12 protein-coding genes are annotated in these 14,616 nt (G+C 64.2%); 6 read left to right on the top strand and 6 right to left on the bottom strand.

Features of this window, described 5'->3' with window-relative positions:
• The first annotated feature begins 4 nt into the window (after positions 1-4).
• Positions 5-949, top strand: a complete 945-nt coding sequence (locus ABIB00_RS27175) for a YVTN family beta-propeller repeat protein (RefSeq protein ID WP_354106534.1) — start codon at positions 5-7, stop codon at positions 947-949.
• 26 nt (positions 950-975) lie between these two features.
• Here ABIB00_RS27175 and ABIB00_RS27170 read toward each other — a convergent pair whose 3' ends face one another.
• Positions 976-1,608, bottom strand: a complete 633-nt coding sequence (locus ABIB00_RS27170; protein WP_354106481.1) for an HAD-IA family hydrolase — start codon at positions 1,606-1,608, stop codon at positions 976-978.
• Positions 1,609-1,681: 73 nt separating this feature from the next.
• On the opposite strand from ABIB00_RS27170, the gene ABIB00_RS27165 reads away from it, so the two are divergent.
• Both ABIB00_RS27165 and ABIB00_RS27160 read left to right on the top strand, forming a co-directional pair.
• A complete protein-coding gene (locus tag ABIB00_RS27165; RefSeq protein ID WP_247349129.1) occupies positions 1,682-1,903 on the top strand; it encodes a DUF433 domain-containing protein in 222 nt (73 codons plus the stop codon).
• A gap of 3 nt (positions 1,904-1,906) precedes the next feature.
• Entirely contained in the window at positions 1,907-2,257 is a 351-nt protein-coding gene (locus ABIB00_RS27160) for a DUF5615 family PIN-like protein (RefSeq protein ID WP_354106480.1), read from the top strand.
• Between the two features lie 47 nt (positions 2,258-2,304).
• Here the strand turns inward: ABIB00_RS27160 and uvrA are convergent, their stop codons facing one another.
• The 3 genes from uvrA to ABIB00_RS27145 all read right to left on the bottom strand — a co-directional run bounded on the left by uvrA (position 2,305) and on the right by ABIB00_RS27145 (position 7,330).
• Positions 2,305-5,289, bottom strand: a complete 2,985-nt coding sequence (uvrA, locus tag ABIB00_RS27155) for an excinuclease ABC subunit UvrA (protein WP_354106479.1) — start codon at positions 5,287-5,289, stop codon at positions 2,305-2,307.
• A gap of 277 nt (positions 5,290-5,566) precedes the next feature.
• Positions 5,567-6,313, bottom strand: a complete 747-nt coding sequence (locus ABIB00_RS27150) for an outer membrane protein (protein WP_247446635.1) — start codon at positions 6,311-6,313, stop codon at positions 5,567-5,569.
• A 234-nt stretch (positions 6,314-6,547) separates the two neighbouring features.
• A complete protein-coding gene (locus ABIB00_RS27145; RefSeq protein WP_354106478.1) occupies positions 6,548-7,330 on the bottom strand; it encodes an outer membrane protein in 783 nt (260 codons plus the stop codon).
• 470 nt (positions 7,331-7,800) lie between these two features.
• Here ABIB00_RS27145 and ABIB00_RS27140 point away from each other — a divergent pair, with 470 nt between their 5' ends.
• Both ABIB00_RS27140 and gyrA read left to right on the top strand, forming a co-directional pair.
• Complete coding sequence (locus ABIB00_RS27140) at positions 7,801-8,298, top strand: single-stranded DNA-binding protein (RefSeq protein WP_247349121.1); 498 nt, start codon at positions 7,801-7,803, stop codon at positions 8,296-8,298.
• Between the two features lie 378 nt (positions 8,299-8,676).
• On the top strand, positions 8,677-11,409 hold the full coding sequence (gene gyrA / locus ABIB00_RS27135) for a DNA gyrase subunit A (RefSeq protein WP_354106477.1): 2,733 nt from the start codon (positions 8,677-8,679) through the stop codon (positions 11,407-11,409).
• A gap of 127 nt (positions 11,410-11,536) precedes the next feature.
• Here gyrA and ABIB00_RS27130 read toward each other — a convergent pair whose 3' ends face one another.
• Entirely contained in the window at positions 11,537-13,390 is a 1,854-nt protein-coding gene (locus ABIB00_RS27130; RefSeq protein WP_354106533.1) for a potassium transporter Kup, read from the bottom strand.
• Between the two features lie 201 nt (positions 13,391-13,591).
• A complete protein-coding gene (locus ABIB00_RS27125) occupies positions 13,592-13,849 on the bottom strand; it encodes a hypothetical protein (protein ID WP_354106476.1) in 258 nt (85 codons plus the stop codon).
• 270 nt (positions 13,850-14,119) lie between these two features.
• On the opposite strand from ABIB00_RS27125, the gene coaD reads away from it, so the two are divergent.
• The gene (coaD, locus tag ABIB00_RS27120) at positions 14,120-14,614 is read left to right on the top strand and encodes a pantetheine-phosphate adenylyltransferase (protein WP_354106475.1); all 495 of its coding nucleotides are present in this window, start codon (positions 14,120-14,122) and stop codon (positions 14,612-14,614) included.
• The last annotated feature ends 2 nt before the right edge of the window (positions 14,615-14,616 follow it).

The raw sequence follows: 14,616 nt of genomic DNA, 5'->3' as shown, positions 1-14,616 counted from the left end.
CGTGCTGCGGGCGCTGGTCCCGGCGGCGCTGGCCGCCGGCCTTTGCCTTGCGCACGCATCCGCCGAAGAGGCGTTCGTCACCAACCAGCTCAGCGACGATCTGATGGTCGTGGACCTCGCCACGGCGCGCAGCGTGGCAATCATCCCGATCGGCGGCAAGCCGGCCGGCGTCGCCGTCAGCGCGGACGGACGCTTTGCCTATGTGACGAGCCCGGATGCCAAGGCCGTGACCGTGGTGGACGCAGCAACGCGGCAGGTTGCGGGGCGGATCGAGGTCGGCGGCGGGCCGCTCGGCATTGCCGTCGCGCCTGATGGCCGGACCGTCTATGTCGCGGACTGGTATGCGGCGGCGGTGCGGGTGATCGACGCAGCAACGCGCAGCGTCACGGCCAGCATTGCGGTCGGCGCCTCGCCCTCGGGGCTCGCGGTGACGCCTGATGGCAAGCTGCTGCTCTCGGCCGACCGTGACGACGACAGCGTCTCGGTGGTGGACACCGCGACGCGCCAGCGCAAGGCGACCATCAAGGTCGGCACGCGTCCGTTCGGCGTCACCATCGATGCCGAGGGCAAGCGCGCCTACACCGCCAATGTCGGCTCCAACGACGTCTCCGTGATCGATATTGCAGAAGCGCGCGAAATCGCCCGCGTGCCGGTCGGGATGCGACCCTATGCGGTGGCGCTGACGCTGGGCCGCGGCTTCGTCACCGACCAATATGGCGGCACGGTCAGCGTGTTCGATGTTGCGACGCTGAAGCCGGTGAAGCGCATCAATGTCGGCGACTATCCCGAAGGCATCGCCGCGACCGCGGACGGCAAGCGAATCATCGTCGCCTGCTGGGAGAGCAACACGCTCAGCATTATCGACGCGGCCGAGCTGAAGGTGATCGGCGAGGTGAAGACCGGCGACGGCCCGCGCGCGTTCGGGGCGTTCTTGCGCAGGACGGAGTAGAGGATTGATGTGCACGCTCGTCAGGGCTACGGCACTGGAGACAACGTTCGCACGACCTCATCCATCCGCTCAAACACATGATCCGGCGCCAGCGCCCGCAGCGCCGCCGGCGCCGCATAACCCCAGCACACCGCACCGCAGGCAATCCCGACGGCCCGCGCCGCCTCGATGTCACGCACCTCGTCGCCGATCGAGATGACCTTGTCCGGCTCTACGCCGGCGCGGTGGATGACCCGGCGGAATTTCGCGGCCTTGCCGAACAGCGACGCCGCGCAGTCGAAATGCGCGAACAGCGCGGCGGAATCGCCAAGCTTCTCGCGCGCATTGGCCTCGCTGTCCGACGTCACCAGCGCCAGCTGCACACCGTTTTCGGCGAGCGTTCGCAGCATCGCCTCGACGCCCGCAAACAGAAAGATCTCCGCCGCCGCCTCCGCCTTCAGCCGCCGCGCATGCCGCGCGATCGCCGGCAGCTTCCACAGTGGTACCTCGAGCCGAGCCAGAATCTCGCGGCTCGAAGCATGCCGCAGAGCCTCGATATCCTCATCCGCGACACGGCGAAATTTGAAGCGATCGGCGACATCGTTGATGACGCGCAGGAACCACGGAAAGCTGTCGGCCAGCGTGCCGTCGAGATCGAAGATGGCGAGGGTGTAGGGCATGGGGGACGGGTTTTGGAGTTCGCTGACAAGCGAGATGTGGCGTGCTATTGTTCGGCAGAATTCAGGGATAGCCATGCGGCACGAGCGGATTGAAATCAACCCGGCGATCATGGACGGCAAACCTGTCATCCGTGGGACGCGTGTGCCGGTTGAACTCGTGCTGCGCGAGCTGGGCGGGGGGATGACCACCGAGGCGATCATCGCGGAGCACCCGCGGCTGACCGCCGCTGACGTGCGGGCGGCGCAAGCCTTTGCGGCCGACTATCTGGCCGACGAAGACATTATTTATCGCTGAATCGTGCTCTGGCTCGCGGACGAATGCGTTACAGTCTCTTTGGTTCGAGAGCTCCGCGGTGCCGGTCACGACGTGCTCTACATCGCCGAGTTTGCTGCCAGTCTGAGCGATGTAGATGTCATTGCGCTGGCGTCCCAGGAGGGGCGTCTTCTCCTCACGGCTGACAAGGACTTTGGCGAGCTTGTCTTTCGTCGCGGCCACGCCGTTCCAGGCTTGATCTTGCTGCGTATCGGTCCAGAGAACGGGCCGCTGGTGAAAGCTCGGCTGCTGGAGGCCATAGATCAGTTCGGCCAGGGACTGTTCGGCCGATATGTCGTGATTGACGAGATTCGTTTCCGATCCCGTCCCCTATAGCGCCGCGGAGACCGTCGATCATCCCAACCTACTCGAGGCCAGGGAGATCACTCCGCCGCCTCGCTCGCCGCCCGTCTCCGCTTCGGCTTCCGCGCCTTCGCCAGCACCGGGGCCAGAAACTTGCCGGTGTAGCTCCGCGGCGCTTTCGCGATATCTTCCGGGGGGCCCCAGGCGACGATTTCGCCGCCGCCGTCGCCGCCTTCGGGGCCGAGGTCGATGACCCAGTCGGCGGTCTTGATGACTTCGAGATTGTGCTCGATCACCACCACCGTGTTGCCCTGCGCGACCAGCTCGTGCAGCACCTCCAGCAGCTTCTTGACGTCGTGGAAGTGCAGCCCGGTGGTCGGCTCGTCCAGGATGTAGAGCGTGCGGCCGGTGGCGCGCTTTGACAGCTCCTTTGCGAGCTTGACGCGCTGGGCTTCGCCGCCGGAGAGCGTTGTGGCCTGCTGGCCGACGTGGATGTAGTCGAGGCCGACGCGATGCAGGGTCTGGAACGTCTCGCGCACGCGCGGGACCGCCTTGAAGAACTCGGCCGCTTCCTCGACGGTCATGTCGAGCACGTCGGCGATGCTCTTGCCCTTGAACAGGACTTCGAGCGTTTCGCGGTTGTAGCGCTTGCCCTTGCAGACGTCGCAGGTGACGTAGACGTCGGGCAGGAAGTGCATCTCGATCTTGATGACGCCGTCGCCCTGGCAAGCCTCGCAGCGGCCGCCCTTGACGTTGAAGGAGAAGCGGCCGGGCTCGTAGCCGCGTGCTTTCGATTCGGGCAGGCCGGCGAACCATTCGCGGATCGGCGTGAAGGCACCAGTATAGGTCGCGGGGTTGGAGCGCGGCGTGCGGCCGATCGGCGACTGGTCGATGTCGATGATCTTGTCGATGTGCTCGAGGCCCTCGATGCGGTCGTGCGGCGCGGCGCCCTCGCTGGCATTGTTCAGCTTGCGGGCAATGGCCTTGTAGACCGTGTCGATCAGCAGCGTCGACTTGCCGCCGCCGGAAACGCCAGTGACGCAGGTGAACAGGCCGAGCGGAATTTCGGCCGTGACGTTCTTGAGATTATTGCCGCGCGCGTTCACCACCTTGATGGTGCGGCGATGGTTCGGCGGACGCCGCTCCGGCACCTCGACCTCGAGCTCGCCGGTGAGATATTTGCCGGTCAGCGATTTCGGGTTGCGCATGATCTCGGCCGGCGTGCCTTCGGCGATGATGTTGCCGCCATGCATGCCGGCGCCGGGGCCGATATCGAGCACGTAATCGGCCAGGAGGATCGCGTCCTCGTCGTGCTCGACCACGATCACGGTATTGCCGAGGTCGCGAAGCCGCTTCAGCGTGTCGAGCAGGCGCGCGTTGTCGCGCTGGTGCAGGCCGATCGAGGGCTCGTCGAGCACGTAGAGCACGCCGGTCAGTCCGGAGCCGATCTGCGAGGCCAGGCGGATGCGCTGGCTCTCGCCGCCGGACAGCGTACCGGAGGAGCGGGACAGCGTGAGATAGTTCAGGCCGACGTCGAGCAGGAAGGTCAGGCGCTCGCGAATCTCTTTCAGGATGCGGCCGGCGATCTCGTTCTGCTGCGCGTTCAACGCCTCCGGAACGGTCTCGAACCACGCGCCGGCGCCCTTCACCGACATCTCGGAGATGTCGCCGATGTGCTTGCCGCCGATCTTGACGCAGAGCGCCTCGGGCTTGAGCCGAAAGCCGTTGCAGCCTCCGCAGGGCACGTCGTGGAAATATTTCGACAGCTCCTCGCGCGCCCACTCGCTTTCGGTCTCGCGATAGCGGCGGTTGATGTTGGTGATGACGCCTTCGAACGGTTTCTTGGTGTCGTAGGAGCGGACGCCGTCTTCATACGAGAACTTGATCTCGTCCTCGCCGGAGCCGTGGAGGATCGCGCTCTGCGTCTTCTTCGGCAGATCCTTCCATTTGGTGGTCAGCGTGAACTTGTAGTGCTTGCCGAGCGCAGTCAGCGTCTGAATGTAATAGGGCGAGGAGGACTTGGCCCAGGGCGCGATCGCGCCCTTGCCAATGGGGAGCTCCTTGTCGGGGATGACGAGGTCTTCATCGACATGCTGCTCGACACCGAGGCCGCCACAGGCGGGGCAGGCGCCATAGGGATTGTTGAAGGAGAAGAGTCTGGGCTCGATCTCGGGTATGGTGAAGCCGGAGACCGGGCAGGCGAACTTTTCCGAGAACAGCATGCGCTCGGGTCCGCTCTTGTCGTGGATCTTTGCGGTCTTCTTTTTCTCTTTCTCTTCCGCGGGCGCGGTCGCCGGCGCGTCGGCGAACTCGATGACGGCGAGGCCCTCGGCGAGTTTCAGCGCGGTCTCAAAGCTTTCGGCGAGGCGCTGGCCGATGTCGGCGCGCACCACGATGCGGTCGACGACGACGTCGATGTCATGCGGGAATTTCTTGTCGAGGGTCGGCGCCTCGCTGAGCTCATGGAAGGTGCCGTCGATCTTGACGCGCTGAAAGCCCTTCTTGAGCCATTCGGCGAGCTCTTTCCGGTACTCGCCCTTGCGGCCGCGCACGACCGGCGCGAGCAGATAGAGGCGCGTGCCCTCGGGCAGCACCAAGACGCGATCGACCATCTGCGAGACGGTCTGGCTCTCGATCGGAAGGCCTGTGGCCGGCGAATAGGGCACGCCGACGCGTGCCCACAACAGGCGCATGTAGTCGTAGATTTCGGTGACGGTGCCGACGGTGGAGCGCGGGTTCTTCGACGTCGTCTTCTGCTCGATCGAGATCGCCGGCGACAGGCCGTCGATCTGGTCGACGTCGGGCTTCTGCATCATCTCCAGGAACTGGCGCGCATAGGCCGACAGCGATTCGACGTAGCGGCGCTGGCCCTCGGCATAGATGGTGTCGAAGGCGAGCGAGGATTTGCCGGAGCCTGACAGCCCCGTGAACACCACCAGCTTGTCGCGGGGAATCTCGACGTCGACGTTCTTGAGGTTGTGCTCGCGCGCGCCACGGATCGTAATTGCGCGCAGGTTTGATCCCACGTTCGGCTGTTGGCGCTTCGCCTTGATCACTTCATCCATCCTGGTGGTCCTCAAGAATCCCAAAGGCGCGCGATCGCGCCAACGCTGAAGGCGCGCTTCGCCCGGAACCGGGATCGGCGCCGATGGGTATGTCAGCGAACGTAGGAAGAACGAGGAGGGATTTCCAGTGGCCTTTGCGAATCGTCAACGGATTGTTGGCGCGCTGGCGGCATCTGGCAGCAGGAGGGCCAGCGGAACTACGCTGCAGGAGACCGCGCAAACAAAAAGGCCGGCGCAAGGCCGGCCTTTCGTAACGATGTGACGTCGGTCGTGCAGATCAGTACTTCGCGACGATCGGACCGCCGAAGCGATAGTTCAAGCGAACCGTGGCCATATCCACGTCCTGCTTGATGCTGTCGCTGCGGGTGTTCACACCGAGGAAGGTGAAGCTGTCGGTGTGCTTGCCCATGAACAGATGGTTATATTCGACGGCGACCGACCAGTTCGGAGCGAAGCCGAACTCGATGCCGGTGCCGACCGTGCCACCCCAACGGGTTTCGTTGGCGGTATCGAGGGTGACGCCACCCAGAGTGCCGCTGAACTTGTTGTGGGTGACGGCCGCGCCGCCCTTCACGTACCAGAGCACGTTGTTCCAGGCATAACCCACCTGACCGGTGAAGAGGCCGATGGCGTCGATCTTGGTGTTGTTCACCAGCGGGAAGAACGCGGCGGGCGAGCTGGTGTTCGAGCCCTTCAGGTCAGCCCAATCGCCCTGGGCTTCGAGGCCGAACACCCAATTGCTGGACTGCCAGCGATAGCCGATCTGGCCGCCGACGATGGCGCCGGTTGCATTGTGGCAGCCTTCAGCCGTGACGGGGACTGGTGCGCCAAGCACCGAGGTCGTATCCCAGCAATTGTGGCTCGAGCCGCCACCGGCGTTGGCGCCGATGTAGAAGCCGGTCCAGTTGTAGACCGAAGCCATAGCCACCGGAGCCTTGGTGTAGGGGCGCGCCGCGAGATCAGCGGCCGAAGCCGGGGCAGCGAGAGCGAACAAACAGGCCGAAGCCAACAAAATCTTTTTCATTTTCAACTAATCCCAGTCCCCAGTTTCTGTTGCCCTCCCTATTCGGGAAAGGCATCGGACACTCTCGTCCAACTGATGTCACTCTTACACCACTAAAGCCGCAAGTTGTGTGTCCCACCGGCCACAGCAGCCTGAAAATGGAGCACTTGTTGACCTGTTATTCCCGTCGGGGAACGGAAACGAAAAGGCCGGCGCGAAGGCCGGCCTTAGAGTTCTTGAATGATGTCAGTTGGATCAGTACTTCGCGAGGACCGGACCGCCCCAGCGATAGTTCAAGCGGACAAGCCCCATATCGACATCCTGGCTAATTCGGTCGCTTCCGAATGTTGCGCCCGCGGGCGTTGTGAAGCCGATCGTGCGATTGCCAAGGAAGATGTGGTCGTACTCAAAGCCCAGCGACCAGTTTGGTGCGAAGCCGAACTCCAAACCGGCTCCGACCGTCCCACCCCAGCGAGTTTCACGCGCCGAAGCCAGCAGCGTACCCGCGCCGGGCGTACCTGCGGCGGCATAGACGTCGTACTTGTCACCGACCACGGCGCCGCCGCCCTTCACGTAGAGCAGCACGTTATTCCAGGCGTAACCGACCTGACCGGTGATGAGCCCGAAAGAATCGATGCGAGAACGGTTGCGATCACCGGTCACCAAAGCGGTGCCCGGAAACAGTGTGCTCACGTTGTCGCCCCGGAAGTCGGCCCAGTTGCCCTGGCCTTCAAAGCCGAACACCCAACTGGCCGTCTGCCAGCGATAGCCGATCTGGCCGCCGACGGTGCCGCCTGTCGCATTGTGACAGCCTTCGCCGACCAATGTACCGGTCACCGGCGTAACGAAGTCCCAGCACTTGTGGCTCGACCCGCCGCCGCCGTTGATGCCGATGTAGAAGCCGCTCCAGTCATAGATGGTCGCAACCATCGGCGCCGGAGCCTTGGTGTAGGGACGCGCCGCCAGATCTGCCGCGCTTGCGGAAGCCGATACGCCCAACGCCACGGCACCGATTGCGCCAAACACAAGCTTATTCATTGCCAGTCTCCCCAGGTTCGTCGCTTCTTGTTGATCCGAAGCGGCTGATCAGGCGTGACGCCCATATGAACTAAGTCCGATGCCACGGTAGCTCCATCGAGCGGCAGAGTCCGTCGCCCGGATGCAACAATGGCAGGCGGTGAAAGCGCCAATAACTTGCTGAATGTTAAGTTGTTCTGCTCTTCGGGCGGGAACCTATAAAGGTTCCATCCAACGCTTCTGCAGATGTTCCATCCAACGCTTCTGCAGATGAAGCATCCGCGAGCGACCGAATGTCGGGTTTGCAGGAACAAATCTGGAACGAGATCCAAATAGATGCTATATTTGGGGATAACCGGAGGGATCATGGGCTGAGCGTCCCTTGCGAGCGTATAGGGTCCTCAGCAGGGTGGCAGAGGTTGCGGGCGCGGCCCCGCCTCGTGAAATTCAGTGGCATTCAAATTCAGTGGCATTCGGAGTGGAGAGCGGCGATGGCGGGAAGCGTCAACAAGGTCATTCTGGTTGGAAATCTCGGCAAGGATCCTGAAATCCGCCGCACCCAGGACGGGCGGCCGATCGCCAATCTGAGCGTCGCCACCTCGGAGACGTGGCGCGACAAGGCGACGGGCGAGCGCAAGGAAAAGACCGAGTGGCACCGCGTCGTGATCTTCAATGAAGGGCTCTGCAAGGTCGCCGAGCAGTATCTGAAGAAGGGCGCCAAGATTTACGTTGAGGGTGCGCTCCAGACCCGCAAATGGACCGACCAGAGCGGCGTCGAGAAGTACTCGACCGAGGTCGTGCTGCAGGGCTTCAACTCGACGCTGACGATGCTGGACGGTCGCAGCGGCGGCGGCGGAGCCGGCAGCTTCGGCGACGAGCCGGGCGGCGATTTCGGCTCATCGGGTCCGGTCAGCAGCGCGCCGCGCCGCCCCGTTGCCGCCGGCGGCGGTGGCCGCAACAACGACATGGACGACGATATCCCGTTCTGAGCGACCCCGTTCCAAGAACGTGGCGTATCTATCGCACGATGCCGACGCGCCAGCCGGATGGGGCGGCGCTTCTCGTGTCGTGTCAGCAAATCTCGCTAATCGGCAGGACGGGCTCGGATTTCCGAGCCCGCTTCATGTTTGGGTTGAACTTGGATTGCGTCTCGGCAGGCGCGCTGACGGGCACGTTCGCCGCACGGTTTTCCAGGTGTTCCAGGCGATTTTGCAAGGTCGAGTGGCGGCCGTCCGAGACCTGGCTCGCAAGGGCTTAAGTTATTGGAAAAATAGGCGGAAAAAGCGCTTGCCCAAGCCTCGCAAGGGTGGTTATCCGAGCCTCGATGCGCTATATGATTCCCAGATAAAACCTCACCGGATTTCCCCTTGGCTGACGACGACGACAAGCCCGGCGACCAGCCGGCGCAACCCTCGGATATTCGCCCTGTCTCCATCTTCGAGGAGATGAAGAAGTCCTATCTCGATTACGCCATGAGCGTGATTGTGGCGCGGGCGCTGCCTGACGCCCGCGACGGCCTCAAGCCGGTGCATCGCCGCATCCTGTACTCGATGAACGAGCAGGGGCACACGCCCGACAAGAAGTACGTCAAGTCCGCCCGCGTGGTCGGCGACGTCATCGGTAAATATCATCCGCATGGCGACCAGTCGATCTACGACGCCATGGTCCGGATGGCGCAGAACTTCTCCATGCGCGTGCCGCTGATCGACGGCCAGGGCAATTTCGGCTCGGTCGACGGCGATCCCCCGGCTGCCTATCGTTACACGGAAGCCCGGTTGACGAAGGTGGCGCTGGCTCTGCTGGCCGATATCGACAAGGACACCGTCGACTTCCAGCCGAACTACGACAACAACGAGACCGAGCCGTCGGTCCTGCCGGCCAAGTTCCCGAACTTGCTCGTCAACGGCGCCGGCGGCATCGCGGTCGGCATGGCCACCAACATCCCGCCGCACAATCTCGGCGAGGTCATCGACGCCTGTGTCGCGTTGATCGACAACCCCGCGCTCACCATCGACGAGCTCATCAACATCGTGCCGGGACCGGATTTCCCGACCGGCGGCGTCATCCTCGGACGGCAGGGCATCCGCGCCGCCTATCACCTCGGCCGCGGCTCGGTCATGATGCGCGGCAAGGTCGCGATCGAGACCATCCGCAAGGAGCGCGAGGCGATCATCATCACCGAGATTCCCTACCAGGTGAACAAGGCGACGATGGTCGAGCGCATCGCCGAGCTGGTGAAGGAAAAGAAGATCGAGGGCATCGGCGACCTGCGCGATGAATCGGATCGCGACGGCTACCGCGTCGTCATCGAATTGAAGCGCGACGCCGTGCCGGATGTAGTGCTGAATCAGCTGTACAGGTTCACCCCGCTGCAGACGAGCTTCGGCGTCAACATGGTTGCGCTCGACAGCGGCCGTCCGCGGATCATGCATCTGAAGGACCTGCTGGCGATCTTCGTCGACTTCCGTGAGCGGGTCGTCACGCGGCGCACCAAGTTCCTGCTCGCCAAGGCGCGCGATCGCGCCCATATCCTGGTCGGTCTGGCGATCGCGGTTGCCAATATCGACGAAATGATCCGCGTCATCCGGACCTCGCCCGACCCGACCACCGCCCGCGACACCCTGATGTCGCGCGACTGGCCGGCCCGGGACGTCGAGGACATGCTGACGCTGATCGACGATCCGCGCCACCGCATCAGTGAGAACGGCACGATCCGGTTGTCGATGGAGCAGGCGAGGGCCATTCTCGACCTGCGCCTGCAGCGCCTCACCGCACTCGGCCGTGACGAAATCCGCGAGGAGCTCGACAAGCTCGCCGGTGAGATCGCCGACTATCTCGACATCCTGCGCTCGCGCGACCGCGTGCTGGGCATCATCAAGACCGAGCTCGCCGAAGTGAAGGCCGAGTTCGCCACCCCGCGCCGCACCGTCATCATCGAGCAGGAAGGCGAGGTCGAGGACGAGGACCTGATCCAGCGCGAGGACATGGTCGTCACCGTCTCCCACGCCGGCTATGTCAAGCGCGTGCCGCTGTCGGCCTATCGCGCGCAGCGCCGCGGCGGCAAGGGCCGCGCCGGCATGCAGACCCGCGACGAGGATTTCGTCAGCCGTCTGTTCGTGGCCTCCACGCACACGCCCATGCTGTTCTTCTCCTCGCGCGGCCAGGTCTACAAGATAAAGGTCTGGCGCCTGCCGATGGCCGCGCCGAACGCGCGCGGCAAGGCGCTGATCAACATCCTGCCGCTGGAGCAGGGCGAGCGCATCACCACCATCATGCCGCTGCCGGAGGACGAGTCCACCTGGGGCAACCTCGACGTGATGTTCGCCACGACAGGCGGCAACGTCCGGCGCAACAAGCTGTCCGATTTCGTCGACGTCCGCCGCTCCGGCATCATCGCGATGAAGCTCGACGAAAATGAAGCTATCGTCGACGTGCAGATCTGCACCGAGCACGACGACGTGCTTTTGACCGGCGCCGGCGGCCAGTGCATCCGCTTCCCCGTCACTGACGTGCGCGTGTTCACCGGGCGTACCTCGATGGGCGTGCGCGGCATTGCGCTTGGCGAGGGCGACAAGGTGATCTCGCTGGCGATTCTGCGCCATGTCGAGACCTCATCGGAGGAGCGCTCGGCGTACCTGAAGATGCGCCGTGCAGTCGTCGGCGAAGCCGCGACTGAGGAAGCAGCAGTGGATGCCGAGGCCGAGGAGACCTCGGGCAGCTACCAGCTCGCCCAGGAGCGCTATGTCGAGCTGTCGGCGGCCGAGCAGGTCGTGCTGACCGTCTCCGTTAATGGCTACGGCAAGCGGACCTCGTCCTACGAGTACCGCACCACGGGCCGCGGCGGCAAAGGCATCGTCGCCATGAGCGTCAACAACCGCAACGGCAACCTCGTGGCCTCCTTCCCGGTGGAAGAGGCCGACCAGATCATGCTGGTCACCGACAAGGGCCAGCTGATCCGCTGCCCGGTCGAAGGTATCCGCGTGGCCGGCCGCTCGACGCAGGGCGTGATCGTGTTCGACACCGCCGAGGACGAGCATGTCGTCTCGGTCGAGCACATCACGGAAGAAGCGGAGAGTGGAAACGGGGCGAATGGGGAGTGATCCGTAGCCCGAATCGAGCAGGAGGTCGGCGCGAAGCGCCGACCGATGGCGCCATCCGGGAATGCAAATTGCCGAACGTTCGGAATCCCGGATTACGCTTGCGATCCAACCGGGCTACGAGATCGAGCTAAATCTCCAGCTCCGTCCCGAACTCCACCACCTGCTTGGTCGGCACGCCGAAGAACGCGGCGGAGCGTTCCGCGTTGCGCTGGAGGAAGGCGAACAGGGTTTCTCTCCAGACCCACATGCCCGGGACGTCCTCGCGCGGGATGATGGTCTCGCGCCCGACATAATAGGTGATGTCGGAGAGGTCGATGCCGGACAGCTTGCCGTGGCGGCAGGCGAGGGTCAGTCCTTCGTAGATCGTCGGGTTCTGCATGAAGCCGTAATGCAGGATAACGCGGGTGATGCCGGGGATGATCTCGATCACCTCGGTACGGTCCTCGTCAGTGATATGCGGAAGCTCCTCGATCAGCACGGTGACGAGGACGATACGCTCGTGCAGCACGTGGTTGTGCTTGACGAACTGGGTCAGCGCCAGCGGTACGCCGCGCGGCGCCGACGCCAGGAACACAGCCGTCCCGGGCAGTCTGGCGCTGCATTTGTTGACCGCCGTCTCGATCAGATCCTCCTCGGGCTGGCGCAGTTTTCCGCGCGCGACCTCGACCAGCTTCACGCCGGCGCGCCACGTCAGCATCAGGAAGGCGACGAGGGCCGCGAGCAGCAGCGGAAACCAGCCGCCTTCGAACAGCTTGATTGAGTTGGCCGAGAAGAAGATCAGGTCGATCACGAAGAAGAAGCCGTTCACAGGCAGCACCAGCCACGGCGAATAGCCCCACTGGATCGCGACCAGGGCGGCGAGCAGCGTGGTGATCGCCATCAGGAGCGACACCGCGATGCCATAGGCGCCGGCGAGCGCCTCCGAGGTGCCGAAGCTCAGGACCGCGCCGAGCGTTGCGGCGGCGAGCAGCCAGTTCACCAGGGGCACGTAGATCTGGCCGATCGCGTCACTCGTGGTGTGGCGGATCTGCATGCGCGGAAGGAAGCCGAGCTGGATCGACTGCTGGGTCAGCGAGAACACGCCGGAGATGATCGCCTGCGAGGCGATCACGGTCGCAACCGCCGAGAACGCCACCAGCGGATAGTGCAGGGCGTCGGGGCAGAGCTGGAAGAACGGATTTTCGATCATCGTGGGGTCGGTGATCAAGAGCGCGGCCTGGCCGAAATAGTTCAGCACCAGCGCGGGCAGGCAGATCGCGAACCAGGCCAGCCGGATCGGCAGGCGGCCGAAATGCCCCATGTCGGCATACATGGCCTCGCCGCCGGTCACCGCGAGGAAGGCCGCGCCGAGGATCGCGAAGGAGACATGGAAATCCTGGTGGATCAGGAATTCGAACGCATAGAGCGGGCTGAGCGCCGCCAGCACCGCCGGCGCCTTGACGATGCCGTGGATGCCGAGCGCGGCCAGCACGAAGAACCAGGCCAGCATCACCGGTCCGAAGATGCGGCCAATGAAGCCGGTCCCCTGCTTCTGCATTATGAACAGGCCAACCAGGATGACGATGGTGACGGGCACCACGACGGGCGCCAGCGAGGGGGCGTCGACCTTGAGGCCCTCGATGGCGCTGAGCACTGAGATCGCGGGCGTGATCGCGCCGTCGCCGTAGAGCAGCGCAGCGCCGACGAGGCCGACGACCAGCAGATGGGCGCGCCAGGTGCCGGGTTGGGCGTTGCGCGCGTGCAGCAGCGCCAGCAGCGCGACGATGCCGCCTTCGCCGCGGTTGTCCGCACGCAGGATCAGCAGCGCATATTTCAGCGAGATGATGAGCAGCAGTGCCCAGAGGATCAGCGAGGCAACGCCCAGAACAGCATCGTTGGTCACTGCGCCGCCGTGGGCGGCGGCCTTGGCGGCTTCCTTCAGGGCGTAAAGGGGACTGGTGCCGATATCGCCATAGACCACCCCGAGGGCCCCCATGGTCATGGCGATCGGCACAGGGTCAGGATGATGGCCGGAGGCGACTGCGGGCGTACTGGACAAGATCGACCCCCGATGGGATCGCGCCCGTCGGACCATTCCGACGGGCGCGAGCATCAGGCAGTCTGCGACGGGATGTCGCAAATATCCATCTTCATTATCTTGGGCTTTATATCGGGGTTTGTGACGCGAAGCTGACAGACCCGACTACGGGGTACGGTCTGCGGTCACGAGGCGAGCCTCGCGGATGTTGGCTTTGGTACCGACCTGGCGGAGGCAGGAGGCCTCGAAATTCGGCCAGGCCTGCTGCGAACAGTCCTTGCCGATGGTGCGGATATCGAGCCGGTCGCTCTTGGCGAGCGGCTGCGGCACGCTGGCCTCGACGGTCGGGGCGAAGCCGGGCAGGAGGGTGAGAGCGGCAGCGACACACGCAGAGATGGCGATCGCTGAAAGAGCCTTGATCATTGACAGTCCCCTGTGCTGTGGCCGCTACGCCCAGTGTGCGGCCCGTCATTTCGTTGGCTGGATTGGTAACCATGACCAGTTTCCGGACGTCTTCGCGGCTGTGGGAAATGGTTTCGTTCGCGCGTCCTTTGGTTTCGTGGCCGCCCTCCGGACGAAACAAACCGGCCATCGTCGACATGGCCGGAGGGACATTTTGCGGAAAATGGGCAGGAAATGGCCAGGGAACCCGCCTGGCTTGCCGGCCCGGGCCGGGCGCGGTAGGACGTGGCCATGCCGCGCATTGCCTTCTACCCAGGTTCCTTCGACCCCATCACCAACGGCCATCTGGACGTGGTCCGGCACAGCGTGTCGCTGTGCGACAGGCTCGTTGTCGCGATCGGGGTGCATCCCGGCAAGAAGCCGCTGTTCTCGACCGAGGAGCGGCTAAAGATGCTGCATGACGTCTGCGGGCCGGTGGCGGCCCAGGCCGGCTGCGTGCTCGAGGCTGTGACGTTTGACGATCTGTCGGTGGTCTCGGCGCGCAAGCACGGTGCGACCATCATGATTCGGGGCCTGCGCGACGGCACCGACCTCGACTACGAGATGCAGCTCGCCGGCATGAACGGGGCCATGGCGCCCGAGGTGCATACGGTCTTCCTGCCGGCCTCTCCCATGGTCCGCCCGATCACCGCCACTTTGGTGCGCCAGATCGCCGCCATGGGCGGGGACGTCTCGGCCTTCGTCCCGCCGCTGGTTGCGGCACAGCTCAAGGCAAAATTCGCCTGATA

This window comes from Bradyrhizobium sp. LB14.3, from assembly GCF_040547985.1.
Lineage (GTDB): Bacteria > Pseudomonadota > Alphaproteobacteria > Rhizobiales > Xanthobacteraceae > Bradyrhizobium.
The sequence above is the reverse complement of the archived record's forward strand: the minus strand, read 5'-3'. Positions and strand labels throughout refer to the sequence as shown.

What these genes read in the sequence shown, in the direction of transcription:
- ABIB00_RS27170 (WP_354106481.1), bottom strand. Translation starts at nt 1,608, where the DNA reads ATGCCCTACACCCTCGCCATCTTCGATCTCGACGGCACGCTGGCCGAC.
- ABIB00_RS27165 (WP_247349129.1), top strand. Translation starts at nt 1,682, where the DNA reads ATGCGGCACGAGCGGATTGAAATCAACCCGGCGATCATGGACGGCAAA.
- uvrA (WP_354106479.1), bottom strand. Translation starts at nt 5,289, where the DNA reads ATGGATGAAGTGATCAAGGCGAAGCGCCAACAGCCGAACGTGGGATCA.
- ABIB00_RS27150 (WP_247446635.1), bottom strand. Translation starts at nt 6,313, where the DNA reads ATGAAAAAGATTTTGTTGGCTTCGGCCTGTTTGTTCGCTCTCGCTGCC.
- ABIB00_RS27145 (WP_354106478.1), bottom strand. Translation starts at nt 7,330, where the DNA reads ATGAATAAGCTTGTGTTTGGCGCAATCGGTGCCGTGGCGTTGGGCGTA.
- ABIB00_RS27140 (WP_247349121.1), top strand. Translation starts at nt 7,801, where the DNA reads ATGGCGGGAAGCGTCAACAAGGTCATTCTGGTTGGAAATCTCGGCAAG.
- ABIB00_RS27130 (WP_354106533.1), bottom strand. Translation starts at nt 13,390, where the DNA reads ATGACCATGGGGGCCCTCGGGGTGGTCTATGGCGATATCGGCACCAGT.
- ABIB00_RS27125 (WP_354106476.1), bottom strand. Translation starts at nt 13,849, where the DNA reads ATGATCAAGGCTCTTTCAGCGATCGCCATCTCTGCGTGTGTCGCTGCC.
- coaD (WP_354106475.1), top strand. Translation starts at nt 14,120, where the DNA reads ATGCCGCGCATTGCCTTCTACCCAGGTTCCTTCGACCCCATCACCAAC.